Here is a 17,447-nt window from a genome sequence, read left to right on the forward strand (position 1 = left end):
AGCACTCTGGCACACGAGCACCCGGAAGTCAGCGGGCCGGCTGGGCCGAGGGCACGTTCTCCAGCGACCGCACCGACCGCGACCCCACCATGAGCAGCGTCGCGAGCACCTGGATCACCGCGCAGCCGAGCAGGGTCGCGGTGATACCGGCGACGTCGGACACCGGGCCGACGACGAGCTGGGCCAGCGGGACGGCCGCCATCGAGCCGAGCATGTCGTAGGAGTAGACCCTGGCGAGCCGGTCCGCCGGGACGTGGTGCTGCAGCGAGGTCTCCCACGCCACGCCGAACTGCTCCATGCTCACGCCGCAGGCGAACGAGGCGACCATGAGCAGCCACGGCGCCGGGTGCAGTGCCAGCGCGAGCGGCAGACCCGCGAACGCCACCATGCAGATCACGCCGAACAGCAGCAGACGCCGCACCCGCAGCCGCATCGCGAGGAAGGCGCCGGCGACCATGCCCGTGGTCTGCGCGGCCAGCACGAGGCCCCACGTCTCGCGGCCGATCACGGTGTCGGCGATGACCGGGCCGAGCACCATCGTGCCGCCCGCGTAGGCCGCGTTGACGAACACGAAGGCCACCACCACGAGCCACACCCACGTCCGCGACGAGAACTCCGTCCACCCGGCGCGCATCTCGGACAGCACGCCCGGCCGGTGCTCGGCGGCGACCCGCGCGGCCGCCACCCGCACGCGGGAGAAGGCCAGTCCGGCCAGCGCGAACGACAACGCGTCCACCGCGAGGCCCCAGCCCGGTCCGGCGAACGCGATCAGCAGGCCGCCCAGCGACGCGCCCGCGATCATCGAGGAGTTCAGCCCGAGCCGCAGCAGGGCGTTGGCGCGCTGCCGCTGCTCGTCCGGGACCGTCTGCGGGGCCAGCGCGGACGAGGCGGGGAACGAGAAGGCGCTCGACATGCCGTTCACCGCCGCCAGCACGACGAACGCCGGGATGGACACCGACCCCGTCAGCACCAGCACGGCGAGCAGACCCTGGCTCAGCGCGGAGACCGTGCACGACCCCACGAGCACGTGCTGCCGGGGCAGCCGGTCCGCGACGACCCCGCCCCAGAGCAGGAACAACAGGTTGGTGATCGAGCGTGTCGCCACCACGACACCGAGGGTGGTGACCGACGTCGTCACGTCCCGCACGGCGAACGCGAGCGCGATCTGCGCCATCGCGTTGCCCGCCATGGTCGTGACACGGGCTGTGAGCAACCAACGAAAAGCTGCATGCGCCAAAGGCGCGAACGATTCCCCCATGAATCGGGAACGTACCGCAGCGGGAGCCGCCCGATCAGGACGATCGAGCGGCTCCCGTGTCATCGCACGCGAGGGTGCGATGAGGCGATGACCACCGCGGCGGCGACGGTCACCAGGTTCTTCAGGATGTACTGACCTTCCATCGACGCCCGCAGCGGACCGGCCCACATCTCGCCGGGGAACAACACCAGCGGTGTCGACACCAGCAGGACGTGACCGATCAGCAGGACCGCGGATAGTCGCGGTGCCCGGAAGCTCAGCAGAACCAGTGCGATCCCGATCTCGGTGATCGCGGCACTCAATCTCGCCGAATCCCCGTGGATGATCCCGAACGTCAGCGCGGAAACCGTGCGTTCGACGAGATCCTGGGCAGGGCTGCCACCGGGAAAGAGCTTCAGCGCGCCGAACCAGAGGTACACGACCCCCAGTCCGATGCGAAGCAGCGGAATTCCGGCCTCACTCGCGAAACGGGTGACGCGGTCTTCCGCGTTTTCGCGGCGCGTGATTTCTGGACGCAACATCGATCTCCCCCTCGGAGTCTGACTGCCACCACCCAGTCAGACTCCGAGGGGTGAGGGAGATCAGGCGCCCGCGGGCGGTGCCGGCTTCTCGCCGAGCGGGTTCAGCAGGTCCGCCTTGCCCTCGAACGCGAACAGCAGCAGGTCGACCATCCGGAACGTGCTCGCGTCCGGGCCGAGCGTGGGCCGCCAGTACGGCGAGCGCACGATCGAGATCCGGCTGCCCTCGATGGCCCGGTGGAACACCTCGGCCGTGAGCCGGCCGCCCACCGGGCCCAGCCGGCCGTTGCCCAGTTCCGCCTCGCGCAGGACGTAGAACCACAACGGCGTCGCCTCGGCGAGCTGCGCCTTCTGCTCGTCGGTGAGCCCGTCCAGGTTCGCGCCCCCGTCGCCGGCGAGGATCTGCTCGGCGGTGAGCGGCTCGACCCCGAACAGCTCCGCCATCTGCTGACCGGTGGCGAGCTCCATCATGCTGGCCCTGGTCAGGTTGCGGAACGCGAGGTTGCGCTGGATCTCCGGGAACTGCGTGCCGCGGCCGCCGAACGTGCCGGCCGGCAGCTCCCGCAGCGGGTTCACCAGCAGCGTGTCGATCCGCTTGGTGAGGTTGCCGCCGCCGGAGTCGGCCGGTGGCACCAGGTCGTCCCGGTCCGCCTCGGTGAAGTCGTAGAGGCGGCGGAAGTCCGCGATCCAGTTGCTGGGCAGCGTGAACGTGGTACCCCGGTTCACGTCGTCCAGGTCGCCGGGCAGGGTGGAGCCCGGGTCGAAGTTGCCGCTGGTGCCGGTGAACGTGAACAGCAGGAACAGCGTCCCCTCCGGGCCGGGCCCGGTCCTGTTGAACACGCGGTTCCACTGGTAGGCGTCGCGGACCATGCTGTGGCCGAGCCGGTAGGACGCGACCGAGAACTCGATCGGCATCGTCGGCGTGTTGCCGTGGCCGTAGTGCCGGCCGGGCACCTCGAAGAACCTGCGGCCGTTGGTGAAGACGTCCTCGACGATCACCGGGTCGATGATCCGCGGCAGGAAGTCGGTCTTCAGCATCCACTGGTAGTGCCGCACCACGAGCTCCTTGGCGGCGCGGAACAGCCGCTCCCCGGTGAGGCCGGTGAGCGCCAACTCGTCGACCACGCGGTTGTGGAAGCGGATGAACGCCAGGTGCGTCTGCGCGATGACGAGGTTCTCGTCGTTGCGCGGGTCCGGGATGAGCGGCGCGCGCCGGTCGGCCGGCGTGCCCGCGGTGCCACCGCGCCGCGGCAGGTCGAAGCCCTCGAACGGCACGTTGGTGCCCTCGTCGGGGAACGGCACCGGTGTCGTGGTGCCGACCTTGAGCTTCACCCCGTCCTCGGCGTAGAAGACCTGGTCGTCCTTGTCCCGCGGACCGCGGCCGTAGACCGAGTCCAGGTCGAGCGCGGGCGAGCGGCCCTGCAGCAGCTCGTCCACGTTGACGTCCTGGCCGAGCTGCGACTCGGTGCGGTCCATCGTCAGGTCGTGGTCGACGAACTGGCCGAGGTAGGTGAAGCCCGCCGGCACGCCCGGATCCTGCGAGTCGGGCTGCGGGACCTCCTTCGGCGGCGTCATCGCGTTCGCGAGCGCCTCCCGCAACGCCTCGTCCGTGCGCGGGCCTTTCGGCCCCAGCCGCGAGAAGCGGAAGCGGCGCAGCTCCTCCACCGTGGAGGGGCGGCGGGTGGTGGCCTCACCTCTGTCGTCGAATTCCAGCACACCTTCACCCACGACGAAGAAACTGTCGCGCGAGTGCCTCTTCATGTAATCCCCCTGTATCCCCTCTGTCAGGCGTCCTGTTCTCCCCAACAAGCACCTGCCCCACCGCCAAGTCTCCGGACGGGCGAAAATACCGTCGAAGCTTTTGGCGAAACCCAAAACATCGTCACACGGCGGATACGAGCCGGCCCGGAATCTCGGTGAACACCGGCAGTTCCGCCATCTCGGCGGCCAATGTCTCAGCGGCGTCGTGGTATGTCCGTGTGTCGAGCACGTGCATGATCCTTTCGGCCAGCGCGGAAGCGGTCAGTCCTTTCACGTCGACCGCCACTCCGGCTTTGAGATCTTGAATTCGCGCCGCGTTGCGCGGCTGGTCGGCGAAAAGCGGCACGGCCACCATCGGCGCGGCCGCGGTCAACGCCTCGCGCACGCTGCTGTAGCCCGCGTGCGTCACGAACACCTTCGCGGCGGTGAGCAGCCGCTGTTGCGGCACCTCGGGTTCGAGCCGGACGTTCGACGGCCGCGGCCCCGTCCAGTCACCGCGGCCGATCGCGACGACCGCCCGTGCCGCGACCTTCCCGAGCGCCTCGACCACGAGGTGCGGCAGCCGCGACCCGCTCATCAGCAGTCCGGCGTTGGTGCCGAACGTCGCGACGATCTCCGGGCCCTTCTCCGGGTGACCCTGCTCGATCGGCACGCGGAAGTGGTGCTGCGCGGGCTGCCACGACCGCGGCGTCAGCCCGGCGGTGAAGGCCGGTTCGGTGGCGGCGACGCCGAACCTGGCGCGGACGGCGTCCATCCGCTCGTCGAGGTGCTCGACCTCCAGCGGCGCGAACGGGGCGATGTCGATCAGCCCGTGCGGGATGCCGAGCACCTCCGCGGCGATCCGGCCGCCGTACTCGCTGGTCTCGCGCAGGACGACGTCCGGGCGCCAGGTGCGGGCGAAGTCGAGGACGTTCGCGGCCGCCCTGACCACCAGCTCCTCGGCCCACAGCGGCACCTTCAGCACGCCGTCGCGTTCGGGGATCCACGGCGGCGGTGGCCCGAAGTCCTGCGGTGCCGGGATGTCCGGCATCACGGCGACGTGGTCGAGGTGCGCCATCGCCGGCCCGGTCGCGATGACCGCCTCGTGGCCCTGCTCCCGGAACGCTCTGGCCAGCGGCACCATCGTCGGCATCAGGTGGGAGTGGATGGGCAACGAGGTCAGCAACACGCGCATGTGGGTCCCCTCTCGCGGTACTTCGAGGGAACTCCCGGCGCGCGTGCGCGGACAACCGGAAAACCGGTCAGCGGACCGCGTTTCGATCAGGGACGGGTGGGTACCTCTGCGGGATGCTCGTTGTCACGGCCACCGGGTCGGCTGCGGCTTCCGCCGTTCTCACCGTCACCGGGGAGCTCGACGCGTCCGGCGCGGAACGCCTGCTCACCCGGCTCGACCGCCTTCTCGACCGAGGTCACCGGCACCTCGTGCTGGACCTCTCCGGCGTCTCGTTCTGCGACTCCAGCGGCATGAGCGCCCTGGTGCGCGGCCACGCCCGCGCCTCCGCCGCGGCCGGCGCGTTGCGGTTGTCGGCCGCGTCACCTCAGGTCGCGCGGGTGCTCGAACTGGCGGGGCTCGCCAGAATGCTCGGTCTTCCGTCCACAGTGGACGACTGAGCGAGCGTCAGCCGGAGCAGACCGGGCTCATCGCCTCGTCGAGCGCCTGCTCGTGCAACCGGTCGAGGCCGTGCAGCACGACCGCCGACCGTTCCGCGATCGCCGCGTGGATCTGGCACCTCAGCGTGGGGTGGCGGAGCTGCTCGGTGTCCTTGAGCTCGGCGAGGATGCTCGTGGTGAGGCGGTCCAGCACCGGCCGCACCTCGGTGCCGAGGTCCGGGCGGTGCTGCGGGACCTCCTCCGGGTGCTCCGTCCAGCGCGCGTAGAGGCCGCGCTGCACGAGCTTGTTGGCCTCGATCTGGGCGCGGAAGAACGTCACCGCGTTCTCGGGGTCGAGTGCCAGCTCCGCGGCCTTGACGCGCACCGTGTCGAGCACCTGCTTCTCGCGCGCCGGGTCGTCGATGGGCTGCGGTGTGCCGAACTTGGCCGCGGCCACCAGGTCCGCGACCTGGACGCGCTGCACGGCGAGGTCGGTGAGCTCGCCGAGCGGGCCGAGGGGCGTGAGCGACGCGGCGAGGGTCAGAGCGACCGCCAGAAGCCTCATGATCTCCAAGAGTGCCATGATGGCGAGGTGGAGTCCACGCGCATCGACCGTTGGCTGTGGGCGGTCCGGCTGACCAAGACCCGCCCGGACGCCGCCCAGGCGTGCCGCGGCGGCCACGTGCGGATCAACGACAAGCCCGCGAAGCCGTCCACCACCGTGGTGCCCGGCGACCAGGTCCGCGCCCGCGTCGGCGACAAGACGCGGATCGTCGAGGTGGTCCGGGTGATTCAGAAGCGGGTCGGCGCGGCGGACGCGGCCACGTGCTTCATCGACCGCACTCCCCCGCCACCGCCGGACATCCCGATCGCGCGGCGGGACCGGGGTGCCGGGCGGCCCACGAAGCGGGAGCGGCGGGTGCTGGACCAGTTCCGGTCCCAGCAGCTCTAGTCCGCGATCTTGACCTCCAGCGCGCTGGAGGTCGGAGACTTCGATCATGACGATCTGGATCTGCGGAACCTGCGGGGTGGAGCACCCCGACACCGACGAACCACCGGCCGGGATCTGCCGGATCTGCGCGGACGAACGGCAGTACGTGCGCGCGTCCGGGCAGAGCTGGACCACGCTGGACGAGCTGGCCGCGGCCGCGCACGAGCTGACGCACCAGGAGCTGGAGCCGGGCGTCCACGGCCTGCACCGCGAGCCGGAGTTCGCGATCGGCCAGTGGACGTACCTGGTCCAGACCGAGCGGGGGAACCTGCTGTGGGACCCGCCGAACAGCGTCGACCAGCCGTTGCTCGACAAGATCGCGGAGCTCGGCGGGGCCGCGGTGATCGTGGCGAGTCATCCGCACATGTACGGGTCACAGGTCAGCTTGAGCCACCGCCTCGGGCACGTCCCCGTCCTCGTGCACTCCGCCGACCGGCGGTGGGTGCAGCGGGAGGATCCCGTGATCGAGGAGTGGAGCGGCACCAGGCAGGTCCTGCCCGGGATCACGCTCGTCGAGGCGGGCGGGCACTTCCCCGGCGCCGCCGTCGCGCACGTCGAGACCGGATCCGGAGGCAAGGGCTCGCTGCTGGCCGGCGACACGATCGTGCCGGTCGCCGCCGCCGGCTGGGTGACGTTCATGCGCAGCTACCCCAACGAGATCCCGCTCTCGGCCGGGCTGGTCCGGCGGATCGCCGACCGGCTGGAGCCCTACGAGTTCGACCGCCTCTACGCCCTGACCGGCGGCACGGTGCCGACTGAGGCGAAGGGCGCGGTGCGCCGGTCCGCCGAGCGCTACGCGGCCTGGGTCAGCGGCGCGAACGACCACCTAGGCTGAGCAGGGCGACGTCGGCCAGTGGTGTGGCTCGGGCGTGGGGGCGGTGCCGCGAGGCGCCCTGCCGGGCGTGAATCACCTCGCCGACCTTCCGAGACGCGCCACCAACTCGGTGAGCGCTTCGCCCAGCGGCAGGTCGACGCGCAGCGTGGCGTACGGGTCGCCGCGGGTCTCGCCGCGGTTGATGATCACGACCGGCAGCCCGGCACCGGCGGCGCGGCGCACGAACCGCAGGCCGGACATGACCGTGAGCGAGGAGCCGAGGACGAGCAGCGCGCGGGCGTTGTCGACGAGCGAGTAGCACTGCTCGACGCGCGGGCGCGGCACGTTCTCGCCGAAGAACACGACGTCCGGCTTGAGAACGCCGCCGCACTCGGTGCAGCCGACGACCTCGAAGCCGCGCACGGCCTCCTCCGCCAGGTTGACGTCGCCGTCCGGGTTGATCTCGTCGGTCGTGGCGGCGAAGGCCGGGTTCGCTTCGCGCAGGCGGCGGTCGAGGTCGCGGCGCGGCGAGACGGCCTTGCAGTCGAGGCAGATCACCCGGTCCAGGCCGCCGTGCAGCTCCACGACGTCCCGGCTGCCCGCGGCCTGGTGCAGGCCGTCGACGTTCTGGGTGATCACGCCGGCCAGCACCGGCGCCAGGCTGGCGACCGCGTGATGGCCGGCGTTCGGCCGCGCGCGGGCGATGGTGCGCCAGCCGACGTGGCTGCGGGCCCAGTAGCGCTGCCGGCCCGCGGCGCTCGTCGTGAACTCCTCGTAGGTCATCGGGGTGTGCTTGCGCAGCGACCCGCCCTCACCGCGGTAGTCGGGGATGCCGGACTCCGTGGACAGGCCAGCGCCGCTGAGCACCAGCACCCCGCCGTCCGCGACGACCGGGACGACGTCGGTGAGGGTGGTGGTGCGCGGCAGCGACGGGCCCGAAGGAGACCAGGTCAGAGTGGGCCTTGTACGCACCTCACCAGCTTACGGACCACTGCCGCAGTTCTGCCTCCGCCGCCGCCGTGTTCGCCCCCGACGGGGCCGTGACCAGCGCGAACTGCCGTCCCGCACCGGCGCGCAGCACCAGCTTGTCGCCGTCCACGCTCGTCGCGGCCGAGCTCACGACCAGCGGCGAGCGCAGCGACTGCGGCAGGTGCACCTCGGTCGGCGCGGACCCGCCGTTCGAGTCCCAGACGAGCACCGCGAACGGCGCGGACCCGACCAGCGTGCGCACCGCGGTCAACGGGATCTGCTGCCACGACTGGTAGACGCGGTCCTCGTAGGTGAACGCGAGCGTGCTGCCCGCGACGGCCTGGGGGTAGACGCGGTCGACGACACCGCGGTCGACGGTCAGCACGGGGTTGCCGGACGCGTCGAGCTTGACCGCCGAGAAGTGCTCGTCGTTCATGGCGTCACCGTCGGTCTTGACCTTGTCCGGGTTGTCGTTCATCAGCTCGTGGTGGCGGCCGTAGTTGATGTCCCAATGCCACTGGCTGCCGGAGATCACGGTGCCGCGCGGCGCCGACCACCAGCGCGCACCCGGCGCGGTGGAGTCGAGGCCCTGGTAGATCGCCTTGAGCACCGACGGCGTCTTGTCGGAGGTGTAACCCGCGACGGGGTGCCCGAACTCGGACACGATCGCCGTGGTGCCCAGCGCTCGGGCGCGGTCGCGGATCGTGCCGAACGCCTGCGTGTACTGGCCGTCGCCCGCCTTGCCCGGCATCAGGAGGCCCGACTGCGCCTTGCCGTCGTAGAAGTGCGCGTTGAACACGAACCGCTCCCCCAGCGACGGCACCAGCGCGAGGCCGCCGGGTTCGGCGAACGAGTCCACGTTCTGGTTCCAGAACACCAGCGGTTCGACGAACGCGGGCTTCGCGGTCCAGCCGGCGTCGTCCATCTTGGCGCGGAAGCGCTGGTAGAACGGCATCAGGAGGTCGCGCTCCCACTGCTGCGAGGTCTGGCCGTTGTCGTACTTGCCCGCGTACGGCTCGTTCAACGGGTCGACGCCGACGACGAGCTTGAACTCGTTGGCGGGCAACGCTTCCCGGACGTGCTTGAGCGCCGCGCCGGCGGCGTTGAGGAACGAGTCCTGCACGCCGTCGCGGTTGTGCCAGAAGTCGTAGGTGGCGGCCGTGACGGCGTTGTTGCTCTTCATGTTCTGGCCCCAGTGCACGCAGATGCCGCACGACTCCTTGGGATACCCGCTCGCCGCCCACGCCGGCGCGCCGTCGCCGGTGTACCAGCTGCCGGGGTTGAACAGGTACCGCGAGTACAGGTCCTGGTGGAAGTCGAGGTAGACGCGGATCCCCTGGTCGGTGAACGCCCGCAGCTGCTGCGTCACCCCGTCCAGGTAGGCGTGGTCGATCTGGCCGCGCTGCGGTTCGATCCAGGCCCACGTCAGCAGGAACCGCACCGCGTTCGCGCCGGTCAGCTGCTTCATCGCGACCGCGGACCTGCGCGCGTCCGCGACGTTCGCGAACGGCAGGCCGCGGTTCTCGGCGAGCTTCGCGGTGCCGGAGACGTTGAAGCCGCGCAACACGACCTCTCGGCCGTACTCGTCGCGGAAGACGCCGCCGGACACCCGCAGTTCGGTGCCGTCGAACGACTCCGCGTGCACGGGTGTGACCACCAGTGCCAGCAGGAAGAGGACCGTGAACAGGACTGCCCGCCGCATCGCCGCCGCCTTTGGGAACGTGAACGAGATTCGCGTTGCACGGTAGCCGGTGAATTCACGTTCAGCTAGGGTCGGTTCGGCGAAGGGGGATCGCATGAGCCGGTTGGCGCACAACGCCATCAGCACGTTCGACGCGTTCGACGTCGAAGTCTTCGAACACACCGTCGCCGACGAGCTCACCGCGACCACCGAGGCGTGGCGCTGGTTCGAGGACCTCGTGGGGCTCAAGGGCCGCAGGATGTTCGCGCGCGTCGACGAGACGGCGGGCACCTACACCGTGTGCACGCCGCGCAAGCCCGGTGACTCCTACGACCTGACGATCGGCGTGCTGCCCGGAGGCCGCTACCGGCGCGCCGTCCTGAAGGGCGAGCCGCCGGAGCTGTACGGGCGGATCGGACGGACCATGGAGGAGCTCAAGGCGGCAGGCCCCTGGGACTCCTCCCGGCCGCTCGTCGAGTTCTACCGCCGGCACACCGTGATCGAGCTCTGGGTACCGGTCACCTGACGCCCGCCGTCAGCGCGTCCACCTGCAGCCACGTGGCCCCCTCCGCCCGCACCACGACCCGCACGGACGTCGTGCCGTTGCCCAGCCGGACGTCCGTCCCCTGGTGCCGCAGGTAGTCGAGCCCCGCGGTGCCGACGGCGACCGGTCCGGTCGACGTGGTGGCCAGCTCGCGGCCGGTCGAGTCGAACTCGGTGACCACCAGCCGGGCGGTGCCGTCGCCGCGCAGGACCGCGTTCGGCGTGAGAACTCCAGGCCGCACCGGGAAGTTCGCGCTCACCTCCAGAGTGGACGGTCGCGGCGCCGAGGCCTCGCGGAGGGCGCCGCAGTCGGGCACGAGGCTCCAGCGCGAGCACAGCACGCCGAACGCGGGCTTGGCGCGTTCCTTCGTGAGGTGGCCCATGGCGATGCTGTTCGGGTGCGGCGGTGTGCGCGGGTCGTCGTAGAGCTCCCAGGCCAGGACGAGCGGCACCTGGAGGTCTCCGGCCGTCTGGAGCGTCCGCCTGGTGTGGTCGGCCTGTTCGCGTTCCTTCTGGCCGTCCGGCGCGCTCTTGCCGAACTCGCCGACGACCACCGTGCTGGCCGGGAACCTCTGCCGCAGCCCGCGCACCGCGCCGTCGAGCAGGTCGAGGGTGTCGTAGCCGTGCACGTCGACGAAGTCCATCTGCTTGCCCGCCAACGCCTCCGCGAGGTCGGGGCCGTCGGTCGCCGCGTGCAGGACGGACACGCCGCGCTTGCCCCGCGGTGCGGCCGTGCGGTCGTAGACCATTGCCAGGTAGGCGCTCTGCAGGTTGGGCTGGTTGCCGCGCACGCCGGAGGTCTCGTTCTGCAGGTCGTAGTAGAGCACCGCGCCGGTGGGTTCGAGAGCGGTGATGTAGGTGTTCATCCAAGCCGCGCTGCTGACCGCGAACTCCGCCCACTTCGTGCGGTCGCTCTGCCAGTTCGGGTTGGTGAGCCAGCTGTTGCCGAACGCGATCACGAGCCGGACACCGCGTTGCTTCGCGATGCCCGCGAGGTCGGCGAGGTTGCGGGCCTGCGCCGGCGCGTCGGTGCTCTTCTCCGGCCACAGCAGGATCCTCGCGACGGTGCCGCCGGTGGACGCGATCACGTCGAAGTCCCGCGCGACCTGGTCGCGGACCTGCGGCCACACCGCGTCGCCGAGGTACTCCTGGTAGCGGTTCTCGTTCTCCGGCAGGTAGTTGAAGCCCGACCAGCCGCGTGCGTCGCGCAGGATCGTGAGGCTCGCGTGCGTGACGACCTGGCCGCCTTCGTAGACCCGGACGACCTTGCGGTCCGCGCCCCGCGTGCTGATCGCGGCCGACCCGCCGCTGAGCACGGTCTCGGTGCCGTCGTCGTTGACCAGCCGCGCCTCGCCGCCCGTCCAGCGCACCGCGGCGGGGTCGCCCGCGTCGACCACCGGCCGGTCGAAGGAGACGGTGGCGCCGGAGTCGGCGGTGACGACGAGGGTGTCGAGCAGGTGTTCCTGCGCGGTGCCCGACCAGAGCGTGAACACGGTGGTGCCGCGGCTGATCCAGGTGATCCGGCCCGTGCCGGACGGGCCCTGCGCGTACAGCTTCTGCGGGCCTTCGTCGTGCGACACCCACACCTGCGCGTTGCTGACCGACGTGGCCCACGTCAGGTCGATCGTGCCGGTGGCGCCGGGCGCGAGCGCGAGGTGCGTGCGGCTGGCGGTGAGCCTTCCCGGCTGTTTCCCGGTGCTGCTCGCGGTGCCGAGCAGGGTGGCGAAGTTCGGGCCGCCCCGCAGTTCGAACGTCGTGGTGGTGCCCGCGTGGAGGTACGGCCAGGTGGCGCCGCCGTCGACCGCCTGCGTCCACAGCCTGGCGGCCTTGCCGGTCTCGCGGATCCAGATCTGCACGACCTGGTTGCCGTCGGTGTGCCAGCTGACGTTCACCGGCGCCGAGCTCCCGCCGGGCGGCAGCGTCACCTCCGCCGCGGACACGGTGATGCGGTTGCTCGCGTGCGCCGGTGCCACGAGGGTGGCCAGCAGCGCGACGGTGAGCAGGACCGATCTCCCCCAGACGTTCATGCGCCCCATCTGACCAGACGGGGCGCCCGAGCGCCGGACGTTCAGCCCAACGAGCCCGCCACCAGCTCGGCGGTCTTGGCCACCAGCGGTTCGTCCGCTGGGGCGTTCGGGTCCGCGGCCTTGGTGGACAGCACCGCGATCACGATCGGCGAGCGGCCGGGAGGGAACGCGATGCCGACGTCGTTGGTGGTGCCGTATTTGCCGGTGCCGGTCTTGTCGCCGAGCCGCCATGCCGCCGGCAGTCCCGCGCGGATGCGGTTGGCGCCGGTCCTGTTGGCCAGCAACCACTTCGTGAGCTGGTCGGCGTCGGCGCGGTTCAGCGCGTGCCCCAGCGTGAGGCGCGCGTAGCTCTGGCCGATGGCGCGCGGTGACGTGGTGTCGGTGGTGCGGCCGGGTTCCGCCGAGTTCAGGTCCGGCTCCCAGCGGTCGAGGCGCGTGACCGGGTCGCCGATCGAGCGGCTGAAGCGGCTGATGGCGGTGGGGCCGCCGAGCTCCTTGAGCAGCAGGTTGGCCGCGCAGTTGTCGCTGCAGGTGATGGCCGCTTCGCACAGGGCCGAGACGGTCATGCCGTTCGCGAGGTTCTCCGGCCTGCCGGTGACCGGGCCGTAGCCGGACTTCGTCACGTCGTCCTGCGTGTAGCGGATGACCTTGCCCAGCAACGAACCGTCGTGGTCGCGGCGCAGGATCGCCGCGGCCGCCAGGGTCTTGAACGTCGAGCACAGCGGGAACAGCTCGTCCGCGCGGTGCAGCACCGTGCGGCCGCTGCCCGTGTCGGTGGCGAACACGCCCAGGCGCGCGCCGTGCTGCTGTTCGAGCTCGCGCAGCTTGCCGGTGATCGTCGAAGCCTGGGCCTGGGCGGGCACGGCGACGGCGAGCGCGGCACCCGCGCCCAGTGCCAGAACCGAGCGGCGGTCAACAACCAACGTCCTGTCCCCCTTCTTGTGGAACTCTCCACCTGTCAGGACGCACGGGAGATCAACTGGTTGTCATCCGATGCGGTGCAGCACGGCGGTGATCGCGAGGTCCACTGTGTACTCGTACTCGGCCTCGCGGTCGAACCGGGCGAGGTGCGCCGCGGCGTCGGCCAGCGCGGGCAGCCCGCTGGCGGCGAGCGTGTCCTCGCGGTCGTTGTTCCCGAACGCCGCAGCCGCCGACACCTCGCGCAGCAGCGTGCCGATCAGCGTGGCGAGCAGCATCCGCAGCATGTGCACGGCCTCCTCGGCGCCCGCGCCCGCGCCGCGCAGCACCGCCAGCACGGCGTTGACGGGGGCGAGCGCCTGGTGGGAGGCGAGCTGGCGGGTCAGCACGAGCGGAGCGGCCTGCGGGTGTTTCAGGGCCTGGTCGCGGAAGCTGTCGGCGATGGCGCGCAGGTCGCGGCGGGCGTCGCCGGTGGGTGCGGGAAGGACCAGGCCGCCCAGCAGGTGCTCGGTGACGGCGTCGAGCAGGCCGTCCTTGCCGTCGACGTGGTTGTAGAGGCTCTTCGCGTCCACCCCGAGTGCCCGCGCGACCGAGCGCATGCCCACCGCCGCGGTGCCTTCCGCGTCGATGACCTGCAGCGTGGCCGCGACGATCGACTCGCGGGACAGCAGCGGCGTGCGGGGGCGGCCTCGGCGGGTTCCGGTCACCCGGCCATTGTGCCTTGCGGATGTCCACGGTGTGGGTTTAGCGTTTAACCCACACCGTGGGTAATGGAGGGCCGATGCGCTTCCCCTGGGGCACGACGGCGGATCTGCCGACGATCGGAACCGAGATCGACACGCTTCGCGGCCTGGACGTCGAGGGCGGGCCGGGCGCACGGCTGCGGGTCGCACGGGAGCGCGGACTGGCGTTCCGCGGCGAGTTCGCGTCGACCGGCACGCCGGACGGCGTGGTGACGTGCGACCTGGTGACGCTGCCGTACCCGACGCGGTTCGGGCTGTTCCGGGCGTCGCGGGCGATCGCGCCGTTCCTGTCGATCACCAACCGGATGCTGGTGATCCGCTGGCAGGACCGGGTGTTGCTGTTCGAGCCGAGCGACCACGAGATGGGCCGCTACACGCCGTACTTCGACGACCTGTCCGCGCGCACGCCGGGGTTCGTCGAGCGCCGCGTCGTGAGGTCCCACGGCACCGTGCCCGGCCACCTCGCGCGGCTCGGGATCGCGCCGGAGGACGTCGACTACCTGATGTTCGACCACCTGCACACCCAGGACCTGCGGCGCTGGATCGGCACGAGCAGCTCCGAGGCGTTCTTCCCCAACGCCAAGGTGATCGTGCAGCGCGACGAACTGGCGGCCCTGGCGGAGCTGCACCCGTTGCAGCAGCCCTGGTACCAGCCCGCCGCCTACCGCGACGTGCCGGCGGAGGCGTTCCTGCCGATCGACGGCTCGGTCGTGCTGGGGCCGGGCGTCGCGGTGGTCAAGACCCCCGGTCACGTGTTCGGCAACCAGAGCCTCGTGCTCAACACCTCGACCGGCATCTGGGTGAGCAGCGAGAACGTGATCGCCGCGGAGGCACTGGTGCCCGAGCACTCGTCGCTGCCCGGCCTCGCGAGCTGGGCGCGGCGGTGGCAGCAGGAGGTCGTGCTCAACGCGAACACCGTCGAGACCACCGCCGACCAGTACAACTCGATCGTGCTGGAGAAGACGCTCGCCGACCCCAGCCAGGCCGATCCGAGGTTCCCCCAGTTCTTCCCGTCCAGCGAGCTCACCGGCGCCTGGACGAACCCCGGCACCGCGCCCACGTTCAGCCACGGCCGCATCGTCCACTGAGGAGCTTTGATGTCCGACCGGTTCACCCTGCCCGCGCGAGAGGTCCTCCAGGCCAGGGAGAAGCTCGTGCTGGACCACTTCCGCGACGAGGTGGCCCACGACTGGGACGCCACGCTGTCGACGTTCCCCCACCCGCACTACGAGATCATCGCCCAGATGGTCGTCCACGACGGCGACAGCGCGGTGCGGCAGTACTACACCGACACGCGCGTGGCGTTCCCCGACCAGCACCACGAGCTGATCTCGTTCCGGCACAGCGTCGACGCCGTGATCGTGGAGTTCTGGCTGCTCGGCACGCACCTCGGGCCGTTGGGCGGCATCCCGGCCACCGGCGGCACGCACCGCACGCGGATGACCGCGTACTTCATCTTCGACGAGAACGAGAACCTCGTCACCGAGCGGATCTACTTCGACCAGCTGTCCGTGCTGAAGCAGCTGGTCGGCGGGATCGACCGGCGCAGGCCGAGCGGGCTGCGCAAGCTGCTGCAGGTGCTGCGCGGGATGCTCGCGATGTCGGGCGGACGGCCGGATCCGCGGCTGACCAGCACCACTCCCCCGGCCCTCTAGTCAGCGGCGGGTGTTCCAGCCGGGCGTGATCCGCACGGTGCCCTCCTCGGGCTCCACCCGGTGCCGGGCGACGTGCCTGCCGCCCTTCGGCTTGTCCGGCTTCTTCGCCATCAGCATCAGCACCACCGCGACGATCAGCCCGAGCGTCGCGAGCCCGGCGGCCACGGCCCGCGCGGCCGGGTGCTGCAGGACCAGCGTGCTGATCGTCAGTGCGAGCACGAGCGCGGCGATCGGGCCGATGACGGCCATGTCGTTGCGTTCCTGCGGCGGCTCGGCCGGCTCGATGACCTGGACCGGCGCGCGCGTTTCGATCGTCTCGAAGTGCTGCGGATGGGCCGGAGGCCGCACGCCGGGGGGAACCGTCACACCCAGCATGCTGCCTGAGGAGGGCGCGCCGCCGCAAACCTCGCCTTCGCGGTCCGGTCCGTGTTCCCATGTAGCCGCTGGGCAAAGGGAGGTCCGTCATGTGCCGGTGGCTCGCGTATTCCGGTTCGCCGGTGCTGTTGGAGGAACTGCTCTACGCGCCGGAGAACTCGCTGGTCATGCAGTCGAAGCACGCCCGGCTGGGCGCGACGGCCGTGAACGGGGACGGGTTCGGCATCGGCTGGTACGGCAGCACGAGCACGCCCGGACTGTTCCTGAGCACCGAGCCGGCGTGGAACGACCGCAACCTCCGCGAGCTGTCCGCGCAGATCACCGTCGACCGGGTGTTCGCCCACGTGCGGGCGTCCACCGGCGGCGCGGTGCAGCGGTCGAACTGCCACCCGTTCCGCTGGAAGAACTGGTTGTGGATGCACAACGGTCTCGTGGCGAAGTTCCCGCTGGTGCACCGCGAGCTGGCGCTGGCGATCGACCCGCTGCTGTTCCCGCTGATCGAGGGCTCGACGGACTCCGAGATCATGTTCTACCTCGCGGTCAGCTTCGGCCTGGAGCAGGACCCGCCCGCCGCCGTCGCGCGCATGGTCGAGTTCGTCGAGGACGTCGGCCGGCGTGCGGGCGTCGAGTACCCGATCCAGATGACCGTCGCGGTCACCGACGGCTCCACCACCTGGGCGTTCCGCTACTCGAGCCGAGGCAAGTCGCGGACGCTGTACCACAGCACCGACGTGACGACGCTGCGCCGCCAGTACCCGGACAACCCGGCGCTGCACGACCTGGCCGACGACTCGCGCCTCGTCGTGTCCGAACCGCTGGGCGACCTGGTGGGCGCCTGGCAGGAGGTGCCGGAGTCGACGTGCGTGGTCGTGCGCCCCGGTGTCGCGGAGGAACTGCTGCCGTTCAAGCCGTGAATCGTCAGGCAATCGTCAGATAGCCGGGGAACTTCCGTCACTAGCGTCGAGTGCTGCCCGCCGCCACGGACCCCTCGGAAAGGTTCCTCATGCTCACCACCGCAGCGGCAGCACTAGTGGCCCTCACCGCCCTCGCCCCCACGGACGCGGCGGAAGAACCCGCGGCGACCATCGAGGTCGTGACCGTCAACGGATCGGGTTGCCCGGCAGGCGACGCCGACGTGAAGACGTCCGGCAGAACGTTCACCATCGACTACCACACATTCCTGGCACGCGCGGGCGGCGGCTCGTCACCCGTCGACATGCGCAAGAACTGCCAGGTCAACCTCCGCGTGTCCGTGCCCGACGGCTACACCTACGGCCTGGCGCGCACCACCTACGAGGGCTACACGCACCTGCAGGACGGCGCGACGGCGTTGAACCGCGTCAACACCTACATCCAGGGCATGACGTCGAGCGCCACCGTGAACCACGCGTTCACCGGGCCGTTCAGCGACGACTGGCAGACCACCTACCGGCCGGACCCGGCGGAGACCCAATGGGTGCCGTGCGGTGAACGGCGCAACATCAACATCAACGCCGAGGTGCGCGTGATGCTCGGGTCGGCGGATCCCGACCGGCTGAACTTCGCGATCGTCGAGTCGAGCCGCGGGACGGTGCGGGTCAAGCGCTGCTGAGCACCGGCTGGGC

General features: G+C 70.9%; 19 protein-coding genes. 8 read left to right on the forward strand and 11 right to left on the reverse strand.

Annotation, left to right across the window (positions count from 1 at the left end; genetic code table 11):
* Positions 1–28 precede the first annotated feature (28 nt).
* The 4 genes from ACWEIJ_RS07315 to ACWEIJ_RS07330 all read right to left on the reverse strand — a co-directional run bounded on the left by ACWEIJ_RS07315 (position 29) and on the right by ACWEIJ_RS07330 (position 4,711).
* Positions 29–1,258, reverse strand: coding sequence for an MFS transporter (locus ACWEIJ_RS07315; RefSeq protein WP_449836293.1), 1,230 nt, complete (start codon positions 1,256–1,258; stop codon positions 29–31).
* A gap of 59 nt (positions 1,259–1,317) precedes the next feature.
* Positions 1,318–1,779 carry a hypothetical protein gene (locus ACWEIJ_RS07320; protein ID WP_449836294.1) on the reverse strand — a complete coding sequence of 154 codons (462 nt, stop codon included), beginning with the start codon at positions 1,777–1,779 and terminating at the stop codon, positions 1,318–1,320.
* A 60-nt stretch (positions 1,780–1,839) separates the two neighbouring features.
* Positions 1,840–3,537, reverse strand: a complete 1,698-nt coding sequence (locus tag ACWEIJ_RS07325; protein ID WP_449836295.1) for a peroxidase family protein — start codon at positions 3,535–3,537, stop codon at positions 1,840–1,842.
* Between the two features lie 121 nt (positions 3,538–3,658).
* A complete protein-coding gene (locus ACWEIJ_RS07330) occupies positions 3,659–4,711 on the reverse strand; it encodes a glycosyltransferase (RefSeq protein ID WP_449836296.1) in 1,053 nt (350 codons plus the stop codon).
* A gap of 113 nt (positions 4,712–4,824) precedes the next feature.
* Here ACWEIJ_RS07330 and ACWEIJ_RS07335 point away from each other — a divergent pair, with 113 nt between their 5' ends.
* Positions 4,825–5,148 carry an STAS domain-containing protein gene (locus tag ACWEIJ_RS07335; RefSeq protein ID WP_449836297.1) on the forward strand — a complete coding sequence of 108 codons (324 nt, stop codon included), beginning with the start codon at positions 4,825–4,827 and terminating at the stop codon, positions 5,146–5,148.
* A 7-nt stretch (positions 5,149–5,155) separates the two neighbouring features.
* On the opposite strand, the gene ACWEIJ_RS07340 is transcribed toward ACWEIJ_RS07335, so the two are convergent.
* On the reverse strand, positions 5,156–5,710 hold the full coding sequence (locus ACWEIJ_RS07340; protein WP_449836298.1) for a chorismate mutase: 555 nt from the start codon (positions 5,708–5,710) through the stop codon (positions 5,156–5,158).
* A gap of 9 nt (positions 5,711–5,719) precedes the next feature.
* Between ACWEIJ_RS07340 and ACWEIJ_RS07345 the strand changes: the two genes are divergently transcribed.
* Both ACWEIJ_RS07345 and ACWEIJ_RS07350 read left to right on the forward strand, forming a co-directional pair.
* Positions 5,720–6,079 carry an RNA-binding S4 domain-containing protein gene (locus ACWEIJ_RS07345; protein WP_449836299.1) on the forward strand — a complete coding sequence of 120 codons (360 nt, stop codon included), beginning with the start codon at positions 5,720–5,722 and terminating at the stop codon, positions 6,077–6,079.
* A gap of 46 nt (positions 6,080–6,125) precedes the next feature.
* The gene (locus ACWEIJ_RS07350) at positions 6,126–6,953 is read left to right on the forward strand and encodes a hydrolase (RefSeq protein WP_449836300.1); all 828 of its coding nucleotides are present in this window, start codon (positions 6,126–6,128) and stop codon (positions 6,951–6,953) included.
* Between the two features lie 72 nt (positions 6,954–7,025).
* Here ACWEIJ_RS07350 and ACWEIJ_RS07355 read toward each other — a convergent pair whose 3' ends face one another.
* Both ACWEIJ_RS07355 and ACWEIJ_RS07360 read right to left on the reverse strand, forming a co-directional pair.
* The gene (locus ACWEIJ_RS07355; protein ID WP_449836301.1) at positions 7,026–7,904 is read right to left on the reverse strand and encodes an NAD-dependent protein deacetylase; all 879 of its coding nucleotides are present in this window, start codon (positions 7,902–7,904) and stop codon (positions 7,026–7,028) included.
* 1 nt (position 7,905) lies between these two features.
* Entirely contained in the window at positions 7,906–9,603 is a 1,698-nt protein-coding gene (locus ACWEIJ_RS07360; protein WP_449836302.1) for a cellulase family glycosylhydrolase, read from the reverse strand.
* 94 nt (positions 9,604–9,697) lie between these two features.
* Between ACWEIJ_RS07360 and ACWEIJ_RS07365 the strand changes: the two genes are divergently transcribed.
* Positions 9,698–10,108: a GyrI-like domain-containing protein gene (locus tag ACWEIJ_RS07365; RefSeq protein WP_449836303.1), complete on the forward strand. Its 411-nt coding sequence runs from the start codon at positions 9,698–9,700 to the stop codon at positions 10,106–10,108.
* On the opposite strand, the gene ACWEIJ_RS07370 is transcribed toward ACWEIJ_RS07365, so the two are convergent.
* The 3 genes from ACWEIJ_RS07370 to ACWEIJ_RS07380 all read right to left on the reverse strand — a co-directional run bounded on the left by ACWEIJ_RS07370 (position 10,101) and on the right by ACWEIJ_RS07380 (position 13,777).
* Positions 10,101–12,152 carry a hypothetical protein gene (locus ACWEIJ_RS07370; RefSeq protein ID WP_449836304.1) on the reverse strand — a complete coding sequence of 684 codons (2,052 nt, stop codon included), beginning with the start codon at positions 12,150–12,152 and terminating at the stop codon, positions 10,101–10,103. The two genes, ACWEIJ_RS07365 and ACWEIJ_RS07370, sit on opposite strands and share 8 nt — an antisense overlap.
* A gap of 41 nt (positions 12,153–12,193) precedes the next feature.
* Positions 12,194–13,075 (reverse strand): class A beta-lactamase, encoded by an 882-nt coding sequence (bla, locus tag ACWEIJ_RS07375; RefSeq protein ID WP_449836305.1) that lies wholly within the window; start codon positions 13,073–13,075, stop codon positions 12,194–12,196.
* Positions 13,076–13,138: 63 nt separating this feature from the next.
* On the reverse strand, positions 13,139–13,777 hold the full coding sequence (locus ACWEIJ_RS07380) for a TetR/AcrR family transcriptional regulator (RefSeq protein ID WP_449836306.1): 639 nt from the start codon (positions 13,775–13,777) through the stop codon (positions 13,139–13,141).
* Between the two features lie 74 nt (positions 13,778–13,851).
* Between ACWEIJ_RS07380 and ACWEIJ_RS07385 the strand changes: the two genes are divergently transcribed.
* On the forward strand, positions 13,852–14,901 hold the full coding sequence (locus tag ACWEIJ_RS07385) for a hypothetical protein (protein ID WP_449836307.1): 1,050 nt from the start codon (positions 13,852–13,854) through the stop codon (positions 14,899–14,901).
* Positions 14,902–14,910: 9 nt separating this feature from the next.
* Positions 14,911–15,468, forward strand: a complete 558-nt coding sequence (locus tag ACWEIJ_RS07390) for an ester cyclase (protein ID WP_449836308.1) — start codon at positions 14,911–14,913, stop codon at positions 15,466–15,468.
* Here ACWEIJ_RS07390 and ACWEIJ_RS07395 read toward each other — a convergent pair whose 3' ends face one another.
* On the reverse strand, positions 15,469–15,834 hold the full coding sequence (locus ACWEIJ_RS07395) for a hypothetical protein (protein WP_449836309.1): 366 nt from the start codon (positions 15,832–15,834) through the stop codon (positions 15,469–15,471).
* A gap of 98 nt (positions 15,835–15,932) precedes the next feature.
* On the opposite strand from ACWEIJ_RS07395, the gene ACWEIJ_RS07400 reads away from it, so the two are divergent.
* Positions 15,933–16,757: a class II glutamine amidotransferase gene (locus ACWEIJ_RS07400; protein WP_449836310.1), complete on the forward strand. Its 825-nt coding sequence runs from the start codon at positions 15,933–15,935 to the stop codon at positions 16,755–16,757.
* An 89-nt stretch (positions 16,758–16,846) separates the two neighbouring features.
* The gene (locus tag ACWEIJ_RS07405) at positions 16,847–17,434 is read left to right on the forward strand and encodes a DUF4360 domain-containing protein (protein WP_449836311.1); all 588 of its coding nucleotides are present in this window, start codon (positions 16,847–16,849) and stop codon (positions 17,432–17,434) included.
* The last annotated feature ends 13 nt before the right edge of the window (positions 17,435–17,447 follow it).

This window comes from Lentzea sp. NPDC004789 (assembly GCF_053601075.1).